The organism is Amycolatopsis sp. NPDC059657, from assembly GCF_042734395.1.
Lineage (GTDB): Bacteria > Actinomycetota > Actinomycetes > Mycobacteriales > Pseudonocardiaceae > Amycolatopsis.
Window position 1 is genome coordinate 96085 of the sequence record NZ_JBHWEB010000008.1, and the last position, 13123, is coordinate 109207.

General features: G+C 68.3%; 19 protein-coding genes. 5 read left to right on the forward strand and 14 right to left on the reverse strand.

Annotated elements, in window-relative coordinates:
• Positions 1–170 precede the first annotated feature (170 nt).
• On the forward strand, positions 171–1250 hold the full coding sequence (locus ACFV15_RS06965) for a GDSL-type esterase/lipase family protein (protein WP_378349221.1): 1080 nt from the start codon (positions 171–173) through the stop codon (positions 1248–1250).
• Positions 1251–1275: 25 nt separating this feature from the next.
• Here the strand turns inward: ACFV15_RS06965 and ACFV15_RS06970 are convergent, their stop codons facing one another.
• Together ACFV15_RS06970 and ACFV15_RS06975 are read right to left on the reverse strand one after the other, a co-directional pair.
• The gene (locus tag ACFV15_RS06970) at positions 1276–1725 is read right to left on the reverse strand and encodes a hypothetical protein (protein ID WP_378349222.1); all 450 of its coding nucleotides are present in this window, start codon (positions 1723–1725) and stop codon (positions 1276–1278) included.
• Positions 1726–1737: 12 nt separating this feature from the next.
• A complete protein-coding gene (locus ACFV15_RS06975) occupies positions 1738–2268 on the reverse strand; it encodes a hypothetical protein (protein WP_378349223.1) in 531 nt (176 codons plus the stop codon).
• Positions 2269–2417: 149 nt separating this feature from the next.
• Between ACFV15_RS06975 and ACFV15_RS06980 the strand changes: the two genes are divergently transcribed.
• Together ACFV15_RS06980 and ACFV15_RS06985 are read left to right on the forward strand one after the other, a co-directional pair.
• Positions 2418–3128, forward strand: coding sequence for an SRPBCC domain-containing protein (locus tag ACFV15_RS06980; protein ID WP_378349224.1), 711 nt, complete (start codon positions 2418–2420; stop codon positions 3126–3128).
• 12 nt (positions 3129–3140) lie between these two features.
• A complete protein-coding gene (locus ACFV15_RS06985) occupies positions 3141–3932 on the forward strand; it encodes an alpha/beta fold hydrolase (protein WP_378349225.1) in 792 nt (263 codons plus the stop codon).
• Positions 3933–3986: 54 nt separating this feature from the next.
• Here the strand turns inward: ACFV15_RS06985 and ACFV15_RS06990 are convergent, their stop codons facing one another.
• The 11 genes from ACFV15_RS06990 to ACFV15_RS07040 form a co-directional block, all read right to left on the reverse strand.
• Positions 3987–4208 (reverse strand): hypothetical protein, encoded by a 222-nt coding sequence (locus ACFV15_RS06990; RefSeq protein WP_378349226.1) that lies wholly within the window; start codon positions 4206–4208, stop codon positions 3987–3989.
• Between the two features lie 47 nt (positions 4209–4255).
• Positions 4256–4555, reverse strand: coding sequence for a hypothetical protein (locus tag ACFV15_RS06995; RefSeq protein WP_091287346.1), 300 nt, complete (start codon positions 4553–4555; stop codon positions 4256–4258).
• The gene (locus ACFV15_RS07000) at positions 4542–4772 is read right to left on the reverse strand and encodes a hypothetical protein (RefSeq protein ID WP_091287343.1); all 231 of its coding nucleotides are present in this window, start codon (positions 4770–4772) and stop codon (positions 4542–4544) included. Before ACFV15_RS07000 ends, ACFV15_RS06995 begins: the two co-directional genes overlap by 14 nt.
• Before the next feature lie 24 nt (positions 4773–4796).
• A complete protein-coding gene (locus tag ACFV15_RS07005; protein ID WP_091287340.1) occupies positions 4797–5249 on the reverse strand; it encodes an Lrp/AsnC family transcriptional regulator in 453 nt (150 codons plus the stop codon).
• A complete protein-coding gene (locus ACFV15_RS07010) occupies positions 5246–6388 on the reverse strand; it encodes a M24 family metallopeptidase (protein WP_378349228.1) in 1143 nt (380 codons plus the stop codon). Before ACFV15_RS07010 ends, ACFV15_RS07005 begins: the two co-directional genes overlap by 4 nt.
• 42 nt (positions 6389–6430) lie before the next feature.
• The gene (locus ACFV15_RS07015) at positions 6431–7021 is read right to left on the reverse strand and encodes a sigma-70 family RNA polymerase sigma factor (RefSeq protein ID WP_378349229.1); all 591 of its coding nucleotides are present in this window, start codon (positions 7019–7021) and stop codon (positions 6431–6433) included.
• Between the two features lie 319 nt (positions 7022–7340).
• On the reverse strand, positions 7341–7730 hold the full coding sequence (locus tag ACFV15_RS07020) for a response regulator transcription factor (RefSeq protein WP_378349230.1): 390 nt from the start codon (positions 7728–7730) through the stop codon (positions 7341–7343).
• Positions 7731–7900: 170 nt separating this feature from the next.
• Positions 7901–8869, reverse strand: a complete 969-nt coding sequence (locus ACFV15_RS07025; protein ID WP_378349231.1) for a hypothetical protein — start codon at positions 8867–8869, stop codon at positions 7901–7903.
• A 178-nt stretch (positions 8870–9047) separates the two neighbouring features.
• Positions 9048–9530, reverse strand: a complete 483-nt coding sequence (locus ACFV15_RS07030; protein ID WP_378349232.1) for an RDD family protein — start codon at positions 9528–9530, stop codon at positions 9048–9050.
• Between the two features lie 60 nt (positions 9531–9590).
• A complete protein-coding gene (locus ACFV15_RS07035; protein WP_378349233.1) occupies positions 9591–10118 on the reverse strand; it encodes an EF-hand domain-containing protein in 528 nt (175 codons plus the stop codon).
• Positions 10108–10587, reverse strand: coding sequence for a DUF1992 domain-containing protein (locus tag ACFV15_RS07040; RefSeq protein ID WP_378349234.1), 480 nt, complete (start codon positions 10585–10587; stop codon positions 10108–10110). The genes ACFV15_RS07035 and ACFV15_RS07040 overlap by 11 nt, the downstream gene beginning before the upstream one ends.
• Before the next feature lie 119 nt (positions 10588–10706).
• Between ACFV15_RS07040 and ACFV15_RS07045 the strand changes: the two genes are divergently transcribed.
• Both ACFV15_RS07045 and ACFV15_RS07050 read left to right on the forward strand, forming a co-directional pair.
• Positions 10707–10904: a hypothetical protein gene (locus tag ACFV15_RS07045; RefSeq protein ID WP_378349235.1), complete on the forward strand. Its 198-nt coding sequence runs from the start codon at positions 10707–10709 to the stop codon at positions 10902–10904.
• 134 nt (positions 10905–11038) lie between these two features.
• Positions 11039–12148 (forward strand): response regulator transcription factor, encoded by a 1110-nt coding sequence (locus ACFV15_RS07050; protein WP_378349236.1) that lies wholly within the window; start codon positions 11039–11041, stop codon positions 12146–12148.
• A 1-nt stretch (position 12149) separates the two neighbouring features.
• On the opposite strand, the gene ligD is transcribed toward ACFV15_RS07050, so the two are convergent.
• On the reverse strand, positions 12150–13091 hold the full coding sequence (gene ligD / locus ACFV15_RS07055) for a non-homologous end-joining DNA ligase (protein ID WP_378349238.1): 942 nt from the start codon (positions 13089–13091) through the stop codon (positions 12150–12152).
• Positions 13092–13123 lie beyond the last annotated feature (32 nt).

The window sequence follows — 13123 nt, forward strand, 5'->3', positions numbered from 1 at the left end:
CCGCCCACGAATAGCGCCGTGACAACGAAAATGGCGTTCCGGTACCCCTTCATCTTCCTCACCCTCCCGACTGCTCTTCCAGTAAAGAGCGGCCCAACACCGGAGGAAATACAAGTCACCTCAGATGCAACCCGGTTGGTACAAACGGCGCACCGGTAGGCTGGGCGGCGATGCGAAAGCTGAAGTGGCAATGGGGGGTGGCCGCGCTCCTGTTCGTGGGCGCACTCGTGGCGGTGTTCGTGCTGGCGGGGCCGGAGAGCCAGGTCGGCAGACCCAACCCGAGGCAGGGGCCGCCCGGCACCGGGCCGCTCACCCTGGTGTCGATGGGTGACAGCACCGTGTCCGGCGAGGGCGCCGGCGTCTACACCCCCGAGACCAACGGCGCGAACGGCAACTGGTGCCACCGTTCGCCCAACGCGTTCGTCAACCTCACCAAGCTGACCGGCATCGACGCGCGGATCAACCTCGCCTGCTCCGGCGCCCCCGCCGCCCAGGTCGGGCTGGGCGACGTGAAGCAGTGGACCGAGCCGTCGCAGTCGCAGCAGCTGGCCGCGCTGCTCAAGGACCACCGGGTGACGGCCGTCGTGGTCGCCGTCGGCGCCAACGACGACCCGCACTTCTCCGCGCTGGTGAACGGCTGCTTCAAGGCCTGGTTCTCCGCGAGCGGGCCGCCGTGCAGCGAGGCGATCCGCAAATCCTGGCAGTCCACTGTGGACGCGATGGTGCCCAAGGTGGTCAACGCGCTCGGCGACATCAAGAAGGTGCTCGCCGACGCGGGCTACGTGCCGTCGGACTACCAGCTGGTGCTGCAGTCCTACGCCGCGCCGATCGGCCCCGGCATCCCGGAGAACCTGCGCACGCTCAACGGCTGCCCGTTCCGCGTCGAGGACCTCGCCTGGGTCAGCCAGGAGGCGGTCAAGAGCTTGGCGGTCGGATTGAAACTGGCCGCGAAACAGGCGGGCGCGCGGTTCCTCGACCTTTCCAGGTCCGGCGGCGGGCATGAGGCGTGCAGCGGCGGCGCGGACACGGGCCGCGAGTGGTTCACCCGGCTGACGTTGCAGCTGCAGGATCTCAAGGACCTCGACCGGGCACCGCACGCGCTGCAGGAGTCGTTCCACCCCAACGCGGCCGGCCATGCCCAGATGGCGCGCTGCCTGAGCGAATTCCTCGGCACGCCCGACGGAAACGCCGCCTGCCTGACCGGCGCCGACGGCAATCTGCATCCGGCGCCCGAGGTCACCGCGAACTGACGAGCGGCCGATCCCGTGATTCGGGTCAGGTCCGCTTGCGGCTCGCGATCATGTCAGAGAGCTGCCGCACGTGGGCGGGGTCCGCGTCCCTGGCAAGGGCGACGTAGTGGTCCATGACGGCAGGCCGGTAGCGCACGGGCAACGTCTGTCCTGGGACGAGCCGGGTGAGCTCGGTGATCGTGAGGCTTTCGTCCGCGATACCGCGGAACGACAGGCCGTCGGCGGTCTCCACGTCGAGCATCAGTACCACGCGTGGATTGCTGTTGACCTCCCGCCAGTCGACGAGAACGCCGAGCGCGAGCGCCCCCGTACGCAGTTCCGCCATGCGCTTCATCGCGGCACCGCTCATGAGCGGGTTCGGGGCGACGCCAGGGAAGTCGGGCCCGACGCCGAGCGATTCCGGACTCAGGTCGGGCCTGAGCTGCGCCATCAGATCGATGAGCTTCGTCTTCTTCTTTTTCTTCGAACCGAACATCCTGATCCCTCCCTAGTTCTTCTTCAGGCAGAAGATAAGGAAGGGTGGGGTGTAGGTCTCCGCGGTGTGGGTCGTGGCCGTGCTCAGCTTGCACGGGATACCCGTGGCCGACTTGCTGACCACGTCGAGCACCTCGAGCGTGCCTGGCCCGCACGGAACCGGGGCCAGATCCATGGTCACGACCGCTTCCTTCACGCACTGGCCGACGGTCGCGACCGCCGGAGCGGACTTACTGCCTGCCGTGGTCGTGGCCGTGGTGGGCGGCGGGGCGGTCTTCGGCGTGTTGTTGTTGATCGCGGAGATCACGATCGCGGACACCATCAGCGCCGACACCACGCCGACGCCGATCAGCAGCGGGCCCTTCGCTCGGCTCTTCGCCACCCGTACGCGCAGGTACAGGCCTTCCATCAGCTGGAAGGTCGTGTCGTCCTTGATCCGTGCCGGTATGTCGCACGTGATCTCGTGCTCCTCCGTCAGGATCGTCCGCGTGACACCGGCGCGTGCTTCCGCGCGGGTGAGGTGGACCTCGATCGTCGAACTCATGCTCTCCCCTCCTCCGAAGAGCCGATTCTGGGGCCGCGAGCCGATCATCGGGACGGTAAAAACCCCGACTCGCCGACAACATCCACGGGCTTGACAAATTAAGTTGTCGGTAGCAGAGTGAGCGCCACCGAACACTGGAGGAGTTGGCGATGGGTCATCAGTTCGAGACGGAGAACGAGGCCGTGGTGGGCGCCACGCCCGAACAGGTGTGGGACGCCATCGCGACCGGACCCGGCATCGACTCGTGGTTCATGGGCCGCAACGAGGTCGAGAACGGCGTCGTGCGCACGGCTTTCGGCCAGTACAACCCCGAAATGGCGGTCACGGCCGCCGAGCCGGGCAGGCGGTTCGCCTACGAGTCGCCGAAGTCCGAGGACGGCCGGTTCATCGCGTACGAGTTCCTCATCGAGGGCCGCGACGGCGGCAGCACGGTGCTCCGCGCGGTCACCAGCGGCTTCCTCCCCGGTGACGACTGGGCCGACGAGTTCGAGGCCATGTCGCTCGGTGGAGCGTTGTTCTTCGCCACACTCGAGACCTACCTCAACCACTTCGCGGGCCGCACCGCGCGCCCGCTCACGGCGTTCGGCCCGCCGGTCTCCGACTGGGACCACGCGTGGACCGTGCTGCACCGCGAACTCGGGCTCAGCGCCCCGATCCACGTCGGTGACCGTGCCGTTGTGGACGGAATCGAAGGCACTGTCTACTTCGTCAACCCGCACACCCTCGGCATCCGCACCGAAGGCGCGCTTTACCGCTTCCTGCGTGGTTTCCACGGCGCGATGGTCGCGGGCCACCACTTCTTCGACGGCGAACCGGACCAGCAGGCCTGGGACGACCGGCTCACCCGTCTCTACGCCTAGAAAGGATCAGTCATGCCCACCACGACCTCCGCCGACGGAACCACGATCGCCTACAGCAAGGTCGGCTCCGGCAGGCCGATCATCCTCGTCGACGGCGCCATGTGCTTCCGAGGCATGGGCCCGCTCGACGCGCTCGCCGCCGAACTCGCGCCGGCCTACACCGTCTTCACCTACGACCGCCGCGGCCGCGGCGAGAGCGGTGACACCGCGCCTTACTCGGTCGAGCGCGAGGTCGAGGACCTCGACGCGCTGATCAAGGAAGCGGGCGGCTCGGCCATGGTCTTCGGCTGCTCGTCCGGCGCGGTACTCGCGCTCGAAGCGGCCACCCGCGGGCTCGCCATCGAGAAACTCGCACTGTACGAGCCACCGTTCATCGTGGACGACAGCCGCGAGATCCCGACCGGCTACTCCGGCCGCATCCGCGAGCACATCGCCGCCGACCGGCGCCCGGAAGCGTTGCGGGAATTCCTGGTCACCGGCGTCGGCATGCCGGCGTTCATGATGGTGGTCATGCGGCTGATGCCAGCCTGGAAGAAGATCAAGGGCGTCGCGCACACCCTGCCGTACGACATGGCGGTCGTCGGCACGACGCAGGAGGGCAAGCCGCTGCCTGCCGATCGGTGGACCAACATCACCATGCCCACGCTGATCGCGGACGGCGCCAAGAGTCCTCAGTGGATGCGCAACGGCGTGCGCAACCTGACCGAACTGCTCCCCCAAGCCGAATACCAGAACCTGGCAGGGCAGAACCACATGGTCAAGCCGAAGGTCCACGCTCCGGTGCTCAAGGACTTCTTCGGCTGACAGGAAGGGGTCGTGAGCGGTATTGCCGGTTCTAACCGGCCAAAACACTCACGACTACCACTCGTCTTCGCGCACGACGTAGCTGTTGAGGAAGTGGCATTGGCGGCAGGCGAACGCCGCGATCGGGTGCCTGGTCTTGCCCATCAGTTTCGCGCCGCCGAGGATGCCGCGCTTGAGCGGGCCCGCGATCCAGCGTGAGTAGCCGCCGGAACCCTCGCCGGAGTCCATGACGAAACCCTGGTCCAGCGCGGTGGAACCGCAGGCAGCACATTTCATGGCCAGGAACCTAGCAACTGCTCAGGCTTGGCGATGGGGTTTCGCGGCTAAAGGTCGAGTGCGGCTCGCAAGGCGATGTCGATGCGCTCCTGCACCTCGTGGTCGATCTCGGCGACCCGTTCGTTGAACCACGGCCGGTAGAGGCGCGTCAGGTTCAGGGTGGACACCCAGTATCTGGCGTCGACGGCGACGCCGAGGATGTCCTGCGGATCCCGGTCCAGCAGCTCGGTGCCCAGCAGCCACGGGCGCTCCGAGTCGTTCACCCCGTCCGAGGACAACAGCACCACGGTGCGCTGACGCGCCGGGTCGGTCGGGGGGTGGTACGTCCAGACTTCACCCCTCCGCACGCAGGTCCTCTTCCGCCGCCGCCAAATCGGCCTCGTCGCCCAACGCGGCATGCTCGGCATGCTGGGCCTTCTGCGGGACGTAGCCGGTGCGGACGGCTTCGCGCCGCGCGGCCTTCGAGAGCCAGGACGACACGGAGATCCCGTGTGCCTTGGCCGCGCGCTCGGCGAACTCGAGCGCTCCACTGTCCAGTGAAAGTGTCACCTTACGTGTCGCCATACCTTTTACCGTACCAGCCATCGGTCACAACGTCGGTGAACGTCCTTCGAACGGCGTAGACAGCACGACCGTGGTCCGCGTCGACACCTTCGCCGATTCACGGATCCGCCGCAGCAGGTCCTCCAGCGCCAGCGGCGACGCGACGCGCACCAGCAGGATGTAGGACTCGTCGCCGGCCACCGAGTAACACGACTCGATCTCGGTGATGTGCTCGACACGCTGCGGGTAGTCGTCGGGCGCGCCGGGGTCGTTCGGCGTCAGTGAGATCAACGCCGTGAGCGGCAGGCCGATCTGCTCACCGTCGAGGCGCGCGGCGTAGCCACGGATCACGCCGCGCTGTTCCAGGCGGCGGACCCGCTGGTGCACGGCGGAAACCGACAGGCCGACGCGCTCGGCGAGGTCGGTGAAGCTGCACCGGCCGTCGGCGGCGAGTTCGCGGGCGATGGCCTGGTCGAGTGGCTCCAGGGGGCTGGTCACGAGCCCAGCACGACGAGCTCGTGGGGACGGTTGTTGAAGGACTCGACGCCGGTCTCGGTGACCACGACGATGTCCTCGATCCGGGCGCCCCAGCGGCCGGGCTGGTAGATGCCGGGCTCGACGCTGAACGCCATGCCTGCCTCCAGCGGCAGGTCGTTGCCCGCGATGATGTACGGCTCCTCGTGCACGTCGAGGCCGATGCCGTGACCGGTGCGGTGGATGAAGTACTCGCCGAAGCCGGCTTCGGCGATGACGTCGCGGGCCGCGGCATCGATCTGCTCGGCGGTCACGCCCGGCCGGACGGCGGCGACCGCGGCGGCCTGCGCACGCTGCAGGATCGCGTAGGTCTCGGCGACGTCGGCGTCGCGCGGCTCGCCGACGGCGTAGGTGCGGGTCGAGTCGGAGTTGTACCCCTCGGCGATCGGGCCGCCGATGTCGACGACGACCACGTCGCCCTGCTCGATCACCCGGTCCGACACGCTGTGGTGCGGGCTCGCGCCGTTCGGGCCGGAGCCGACGATGACGAACTCGGCCTCGGTGTGGCCCTCTTCGACGATGGCGGCGGCGATGTCCGCGCCGACCTCGGCCTCGGTGCGACCGGCGCGCAGCCACTCGCCGACGCGGGCGTGCACGCGGTCGATGGCAGCGCCCGCCGTGCGCAGCGCTTCGATCTCGGCGGCGTCCTTGCGCATCCGCAGCTCGCGCACGACCGGACCGGCGAGCACCTGCTCGGCGGAGCCGAGTGCGTCGCGCAGCGCGAGCACGTGCAGCGCGGGCGTGAAGTCGCTGACCGCGACGCGGCCCGGCTTGCCGAGGCGGCCGGCGACCAGCTTGTACGGGTCGTCGCCGTCGACCCAGGTGAGGATGTCGATGCCGAGCTCTTCGATCGGGGTGTCCGCGTAGCCGGGCGCTTCCAGCTTCGGCACGACCAGCGCGGCCGCGCCGTCGGCCGGGACGACGAGGGTGGTCAGCCGTTCGAAGGAACCACCGCCGGCGCCGATGAGATAACGCAGGTCGGAACCGGGCGTGATGAGCAACGCGTCGGTGCCGGACTTCGCTGCGGCGACTCGGGCTCGGTCGAGCCTGGCGCGCAGGCCGGCGACGTCGGGGGCGGGCGTATTCGGCGAACGGCGAGACATGATGGTGAGCCTAGCCGGATCCGCCGATCCGGATCAGCCGGGCTAACTCGCGATCCGCATCCCGGGCAGGTCGATGGCGGCTTGCTCACCGAGCGCGTCCCGCAGCGCGCGCAACGCCGAGTGGGCGCGGGATTTGACGGTGCCGATGGGGATGCCGAGCCGTTCGGCGACGTCGTTGTGGCTGCGGTCGTGCAGGTACATGTGGATCAAGATCTCGCGGCGCATCGGGGTCAGCTTGGCCATCGCGTCGCGCAGTGTCATGGACGTGACGACGCGTTCCATCTCGCAGTGCGGCGCCGGGATCTGCGGCAGCGCGGCGTCGCCGGTCTCCTGCGGGCGGCGGCCGCGGCGGCGCAGGCGGTCGATGGAGACGTTGCGCGCCACGATGATCAGCCATGACCGGCACGCGGTGAGGCTGTCGGCGGCGAGCTGCGGATTGCGCCAGGCGCGCAGGAACGTCTCCTGGATGATGTCCTCGGCGAGTTGACTGTCGCCGAACGTCAGCCCGAGCAGGTAGCGCAGCAGGGCGCGGCCGTGCAGCCGGTAGAGCTCTTCGAGCTGGCCGTCGGTCAAGGTCTCGCGATCGGAAACGACCACGCTGAGTTGCGGATGCGATGTGGTTTGCCGTGTCACGGTCACTGCTCTCGCCTCCTGGCGTCGCTGGTCTATCCCAATGTGCTCTAAGTCACAGGGGAATACATCAGACGACCGACCGAACTGGCATAGGAGGTTGAGGCGAGACAGAGCACGACGAGTGTCGCCGTGCGTCTACGTCATTCGACTTAGGATTTGGCGTCCACATGGGCGAATTCGAACACCGTTTGGGTCCAAATCATGTGACGGGCAGTCGGTGCCGGCGTTGTGTCGCGCCGATGGTCACACTCGGATTCATCGGATGACCAACAAGATTGAGTCAATTTAACTCAATCGGCGGACAGTTGCCAGACCATGATCACGCCACGTGGTCGGCCGCCTGTTCCAGCGCGGGCAGCAGCAGTTCGGAGACGCTCCCCTTGTCGAGAAACCGGAACGCGCCCGCTTCCAGCGCACCCGCGCGCACCCGGCCTTCGAAGCCGATCGCGACCACGGGAATGCGCAGCTCCCCGGTGAGCGCGCGGACGAGTTCCAGCCGCTCACCCTTGTCGAGCTGGGAGACGTCGACGAGCGCGACGGTCGGCCCGCACTCGCGGGCGAGCGTCAGCGCCGCGGTCGAACTGCCGGCCTCGGCCACCACGTCGAAGCCGGGATGAGCGCGCAGGAACGCACGCAGCGCCGCCCGGACCCTGGGGTCCTGGTCGGCAATGAGCACCCGGGCTGGCCCGGCGCCGTCGTCACGGACCATCCATTGGCTCCTGAAGACAGGGATGCATACCTCCTATCGAGTGAACCGCGCGGAGAGATCGTGAACCAGGGCCCGATGACCCGGATGAAGCGAGACACATGACGTAGGCCGGGGCGCGGGGGTCGTGAGTGGTACGGCCGGTTCTAACCGGCGAAAACACTCACGACCCCTCAAACGACCGGGGTCTTGATGAAGATGTTGATGCGGCGGGCGAGGTCGGTCGCCCGCGCGTCGTCGGTCTGCTTGGCGAGCTCCACGCAGAGGGGCCGGATGCGGGCCTTGGTGCGGACCGACTTCACCTTCGCGGCCGTGCGCAGTGCCTCCTCGCCGATCGAGACGCCCTGCTCGCGATCGCCGCTGACGACGTGGTCGAAGGCGAGCATCATCAGCGTGAACGAGCGGCTGCGTGACATCTCCTCGCTGTAGAGGACCGACGCGCGGGACAACGCCGGGATGGCCTTGCGCGCGGCGGTCTTTCCGGCGCCGGTCAGTGCGAGTTCGGTGTAGACCGTGCCGGTCATGGCGTCGAAGTCGATCATGTTGAAGAAGGCCGACCAGGGCGCGCGGTCGTCGGTGCCGGCCTTTTCGAACTCCGCCGCCGTTTTGGCCAGCAGTTTCGCCGCCTCTTCGTGGTTGGCGCGCTTGGCCCATGCCCACGCTTTGTTGGCGTGCAGGATCGCCAGTGCGCGGGAGGAACCCGCGCGCTGGGCGGCCGCTTCGCCGTGCGCGAACTGGGCCAGCGCTTCGCCTGGCTGGTCATGCTGGAGCGCGACGCGGCCGAGTCGGTAGCGGATGTTGGCGATCAGTCCGTCGTGGCCGGTGTTCTCGGCCAGACGGAGCGCGCGGCGGAAATGGTGCTGTGCGGCGGAAACCAGGCCCAGGTCGAAGCTCGCCCAGCCCGCCACGTTGTGCAGGTCGGACAGTGCGACGCAGAGCCGCTCACGCACCTCGTCGGTGCGGGCGCCAGCCAGTAGCTCGTCTTCCCTGGCGAGCTCGCCGAGCACCCGCTCCCGGCTGGCGCCGCCGCCGTTGCGGTAGTCGAGGGCGCGGTGGACCCGCGTCGCGGTCTCCAGACGTTCCACATCCGCGAGCCCCACCCGGCCTTGCGGCCGATACTGCCCGCCGGTTTCATCGTTCATGAACACCTGGCCTCCTCGTGGGCGTTCCACCAGGATTTCCCTGTTCAGAGACCGTGTAAACACGTACGGTCATCGGACGAGCCCATTGGGGGTCCGGCGCTGGACCCTGCCCGTGCAGCGGGCGATCTACGGTCGCTCGGACCGGTTCAGGTGGATGCCGAAGCGGGTTGAGGTGGCCTCATCCCAGCGCTGAGGCCACGATCATGAACACGCCGATGAACCACTGCCTGATCAGCAGCCGCACCGTCGGCCGCTCACCGTTGTCACAGCGGATCACGCACAGCCCGGTGAGCAGCTTGCCGACCGTCGCGCCGCACGCCCGCTGCAAGAACACGCGGTCGGCGAACGAAAAGCCCACAAAAGCACCGCAGCTGACCAGGATCGTCATGCCGGCGGAAACGCCCGCGGCGAAGGCCGCCGTGCCGACCGCGAACGCGGCGCCGAGGTGCACGACCATGTCGATCGGGAACGCCAGCCACTGCCGCAGCCTGCGCGGCGACGGATACCGCGGATCCCGCGGGTAGCCGCGCGGGAGTGAGCCCAGACCCGGCAGATCCAGCGAGGGCAGCCGCCGGACGTCCCGGCGCCGGACGACCAGCAGCTCACTGCTCTCAGCAGCGGGCTTGGCGGGCGCGTGACGTTCGGAAGAAGGCAGGCTCATGCCGCAGATGATGCCCGATCAGCGTGCCGAAATCCCGCGAACGCCCAGGTTGCCCGCGTGCTAGAAGCGCCCGAAGACCCAGGTGCCGGGTGCGTTGGGGTTGTCGCCCGCCCAGAACTCGGTCCAGTGCTCGACGAACTCCTTGCGCGAGATGTGGCCGTCGCCGTCGAGGTCCAGCAGTCCGAAGATCTCGTCCGTGTCGGTGGCCGTGCCGTTCCACGCCTCGATGAGCTGGCGGTACTCGGCGCGGGAGATCGCGCCGTCGCCGTCTTCGTCGATCGCGTCGAACATCGTCTCCGCGGTGCCGGTCACCGCGTCGAGCATCCCGCCGAGCTGGTCGACGACCATCAGGACCTCCTCGAGGGTGACCTTGTCGTCGCGGTCGGCCGCGGCCAGTAGCGCCGCCCACCAGCCCATCATGATCCCGCGCAGGCCCGCGCCCTCCGCCGAATCGGCCGTCACGCCGCGCAGCGCGACCCAGCGCCCGGTCAACGCCTCGAAATCGGACTCGTCGAGGTACGAATCCCCGTCGGCGTCCATCGCGGCGAACACAGTGGCGATCTTGCGGCGCTGGAACTCACTTGCCACGGTCTCTCCCCTTCCACCATCGACGCCGGCGTGGCGTCTCCTGCCGGGGAGTCGCGGGAGGCGCGGACGGGGTTACGGATCGCCACTGATCGGTGACCGCGTCGACATCGACCGGCCCGAGCGGCACGTGCGGCGGGCTCGGCGTCCGCAGCCACTCGGCGATCCGCCGGTTGAGCTGTGTGACGTGCTCGCGGACCTCGTCTTCGCGCCCGAACGCGCGGACGGTCTCGGGCAGGCGCTCGATCTCCTTGCGCAGCTGGAGCGATTCGGGCAGCAGCGCGTCGGCGGTGAGCCCTTCGCGGCGGAGGTAGCCCTTGATCCACCACTGCTCGTCGTGCGGCTTGTCCAGCCCAGGCAACGGCTTGCCCGCGCCGGGCAGGTCGTCGAATTCGCCGCGTTCGATGGCCTCGCGGATCTGCTTGTCGATGAACGACTCGAAGCTCATCCCCGATGGCTTGCGCTCGGTCATGGGTCCAGTTTAGGGATTTCGGGCGCCGGTCATGTTGTTTGCGATTCCTTGCGACCGGCTGCGGCGCGGGCGAGTGTTGGCCTCAGCGCGCAAAGCCGCGCTGCCGAAAGGAGGTCTTGATGTGGCAACCCCGGAAGTCGGATCCAGCTCGAGACGCTGGCAAACCCAGGGCCTGGAACAAAGCGCGCGCGGCGCTGTTCGTGCTCCAGGCCATCGTGGCGGCCTTGAAAGGCGATGAGGCCCTTGCCTTGGTGACAAGGGCGCTCATCTGGGTCGGTGACCTGATCGTCGAAGCAGGCAAGCACACGCGATCATGACACCCGGTCCGGCCGTCACAGACGGCCGGACCTCCACCAGTCAGGGAACAGCATCGACCGGCGGAAGCCAAGAGCCAGCGACACGAAACCCGTTTCGTGTCACCTTTTCGAGGAACGTGGGGGATGATCGTCCGGTGGCGGAGGAACCGACCTGCCCGGCGTGCGGTGGAGCGCTTCCGGCGACGCCGGAGGTAGGCAGGCCGCGGAAGTTCTGCTCGGACAAGTGCCGGACACGCGCGCACCGCCTGCGCGAGCGGATTCAGGCGCGCCGGGGCCCGCTCTGTGAGTTCGAGGTCTTCGGGCGCACCTGCGATCGTGCCGTCGAGTTCGTCGTGACGGCCGACGGTCAGGAACTCAAGGTCTGCTCGGTCTGCCGCGAGCTGGCCTGGACCTTCCTCAACCAGCAACGCGAGTCCGTGACGACCGTGGCGATGCGGCGGATCGGTGAGGCGCCCGAACTGCCTCTTCCCAGCACCAACCGCGGCCGGGCCCTCTACATCGAAGACGATGACCGCGTGCGCGAAGCGCTCATCCTCGCGCTGGAACGCCGGGGCTACACGGTCAAGGGCGTCGCCTCGGGGCGCGACGGCATGCACTGCCTCGAAACCGCCGAGCGGGACTTCGACGTGGTATTGCTCGACCTCGGGCTACCGGACATCGACGGCATGCAGCTGCTCCGGGAACTACGCCTCATCAGCGACATCCCGGTGCTCATCCTGTCGGCGCGCGGCGAGCAGCGCGACCAGATCCGCGGTCTGACGATGGGTGCCGACGACTATCTGGTCAAGCCGTTCAGCGTCGAGGAACTCGTCGTCCGGATGCACACCGTGCTGCGGAGAACGCGACGCAACGGGCACGAGCAGCAGGTCTTCGACGACGGCCTGCTCCACTTCGACTTCGTACACGGGGTCGCGCGGGTGGCCAGCGTGATGCTCAAACTGACCCAGCCCGAGCATCGGTTACTCGAACTGCTGGTGCGCCCGGCGGGAGCCACCCGGTCGGTCACCACGATCGTCTCAGCCGTCTGGCCCGGCGAAGCCACTGGCAGTCAGGCGCGCCTGGTCCCCATCCTCGTCACCAGGCTGAGGCGGAAACTCGATCTGACCGACCTCGGTGGCGACTCGATCGTCTCGGCACGCGGCAAGGGATACTTCTACCGGCCGTCCGACGGTTCGACGCGGCCGGACACCAGCGAACAGGTCGGCTACAGCCACGCCGAGCGGATGCTCAACGAGGATCGGTAGGTCAGTCCTCTTCGGCTTCGAGCCCGTCGCGGTCGGCCCACTCGAGCAGGGTGTCCAGCGAGAACACGGCCTCGTCGATGCCGGCGTGCAGGTCGCCGAGTTTCGCGAACCGCGCGGGGACGGTCGCGATCGTGCAGTCGCCCGGCTCGACGTCGTCGATCTCGTCCCAGGTGATCGGCGTCGAGACCAGCGCTTCGGGGACGCCGCGCACCGAGTACGCGCTCGCGATCGTGTGGTCGCGGGCGTTCTGGTTGTAGTCGACGAACACCTTCGACGGGTCGCGGTCCTTGCGCCACCACGCGGTGGTGACGCCGTCGGGTGCGCGGCGCTCGACCTCCTTGGCGAACGCGAGCGCGGCGCGGCGGACATCGCTGAAGCCCCAGCGGGGTTCGATGCGGACGTAGATGTGCAGACCACTGCCGCCGGAGGTCTTGGGCCAGCCGACGGCGCCGAGCTCGTCGAGTATCTCGTGCGCGACGTGGGCGACCCGCCGGACGGCCGCGAAGTCACAGTCCGGCATCGGGTCGAGGTCGATGCGCCACTCATCGGGGCTCTCGGTGTCGGCGCGGCGCGAGTTCCACGGGTGGAACTCCACTGTGGACATCTGGACCGCCCAGATGACGCTGGCCAGCTCGGTCACGCACAGCTCGTAGGCATGGCGTTTGAAGCGGGGGAAGTCGACGCGGACGGTCTCCAGCCACGGCGGCGCGCCGTTCGGCACGCGCTTCTGGTGGACCTTCTCCCCCGCCACCCCTGACGGGAAACGGTGCAGCATGCAGGGCCGCTCGGCCAGCGCGCGCACGATGCCGTCGCCGACCGAGAGGTAGTACTGGGCGAGGTCCAGCTTGGTCTCGCCGCGCGCCGGGAAGTACACCCGGTCCGGGTTCGAGATCCGCACTGTCCGATGCCCGACCTCGAGCTCCACCGCGGAATCCTTGGCCATGGGCTCAACCTACCGCGCCGGGCGCTGACCTG

Coding starts and splice junctions, on each gene's coding strand:
- ACFV15_RS07020 (WP_378349230.1), bottom strand. CDS start 7,730: ATGGTCCGTGACGACGGCGCCGGGCCAGCCCGGGTGCTCATTGCCGAC.
- ACFV15_RS07010 (WP_378349228.1), bottom strand. CDS start 6,388: ATGTCTCGCCGTTCGCCGAATACGCCCGCCCCCGACGTCGCCGGCCTG.
- ACFV15_RS06990 (WP_378349226.1), bottom strand. CDS start 4,208: ATGAAATGTGCTGCCTGCGGTTCCACCGCGCTGGACCAGGGTTTCGTC.
- ACFV15_RS07045 (WP_378349235.1), top strand. CDS start 10,707: ATGTGGCAACCCCGGAAGTCGGATCCAGCTCGAGACGCTGGCAAACCC.
- ACFV15_RS06985 (WP_378349225.1), top strand. CDS start 3,141: ATGCCCACCACGACCTCCGCCGACGGAACCACGATCGCCTACAGCAAG.
- ACFV15_RS07025 (WP_378349231.1), bottom strand. CDS start 8,869: ATGAACGATGAAACCGGCGGGCAGTATCGGCCGCAAGGCCGGGTGGGG.
- ACFV15_RS06970 (WP_378349222.1), bottom strand. CDS start 1,725: ATGTTCGGTTCGAAGAAAAAGAAGAAGACGAAGCTCATCGATCTGATG.
- ACFV15_RS06965 (WP_378349221.1), top strand. CDS start 171: ATGCGAAAGCTGAAGTGGCAATGGGGGGTGGCCGCGCTCCTGTTCGTG.
- ligD (WP_378349238.1), bottom strand. CDS start 13,091: ATGGCCAAGGATTCCGCGGTGGAGCTCGAGGTCGGGCATCGGACAGTG.
- ACFV15_RS07040 (WP_378349234.1), bottom strand. CDS start 10,587: ATGACCGAGCGCAAGCCATCGGGGATGAGCTTCGAGTCGTTCATCGAC.
- ACFV15_RS06980 (WP_378349224.1), top strand. CDS start 2,418: ATGGGTCATCAGTTCGAGACGGAGAACGAGGCCGTGGTGGGCGCCACG.
- ACFV15_RS06975 (WP_378349223.1), bottom strand. CDS start 2,268: ATGAGTTCGACGATCGAGGTCCACCTCACCCGCGCGGAAGCACGCGCC.
- ACFV15_RS07030 (WP_378349232.1), bottom strand. CDS start 9,530: ATGAGCCTGCCTTCTTCCGAACGTCACGCGCCCGCCAAGCCCGCTGCT.
- ACFV15_RS07000 (WP_091287343.1), bottom strand. CDS start 4,772: ATGGCGACACGTAAGGTGACACTTTCACTGGACAGTGGAGCGCTCGAG.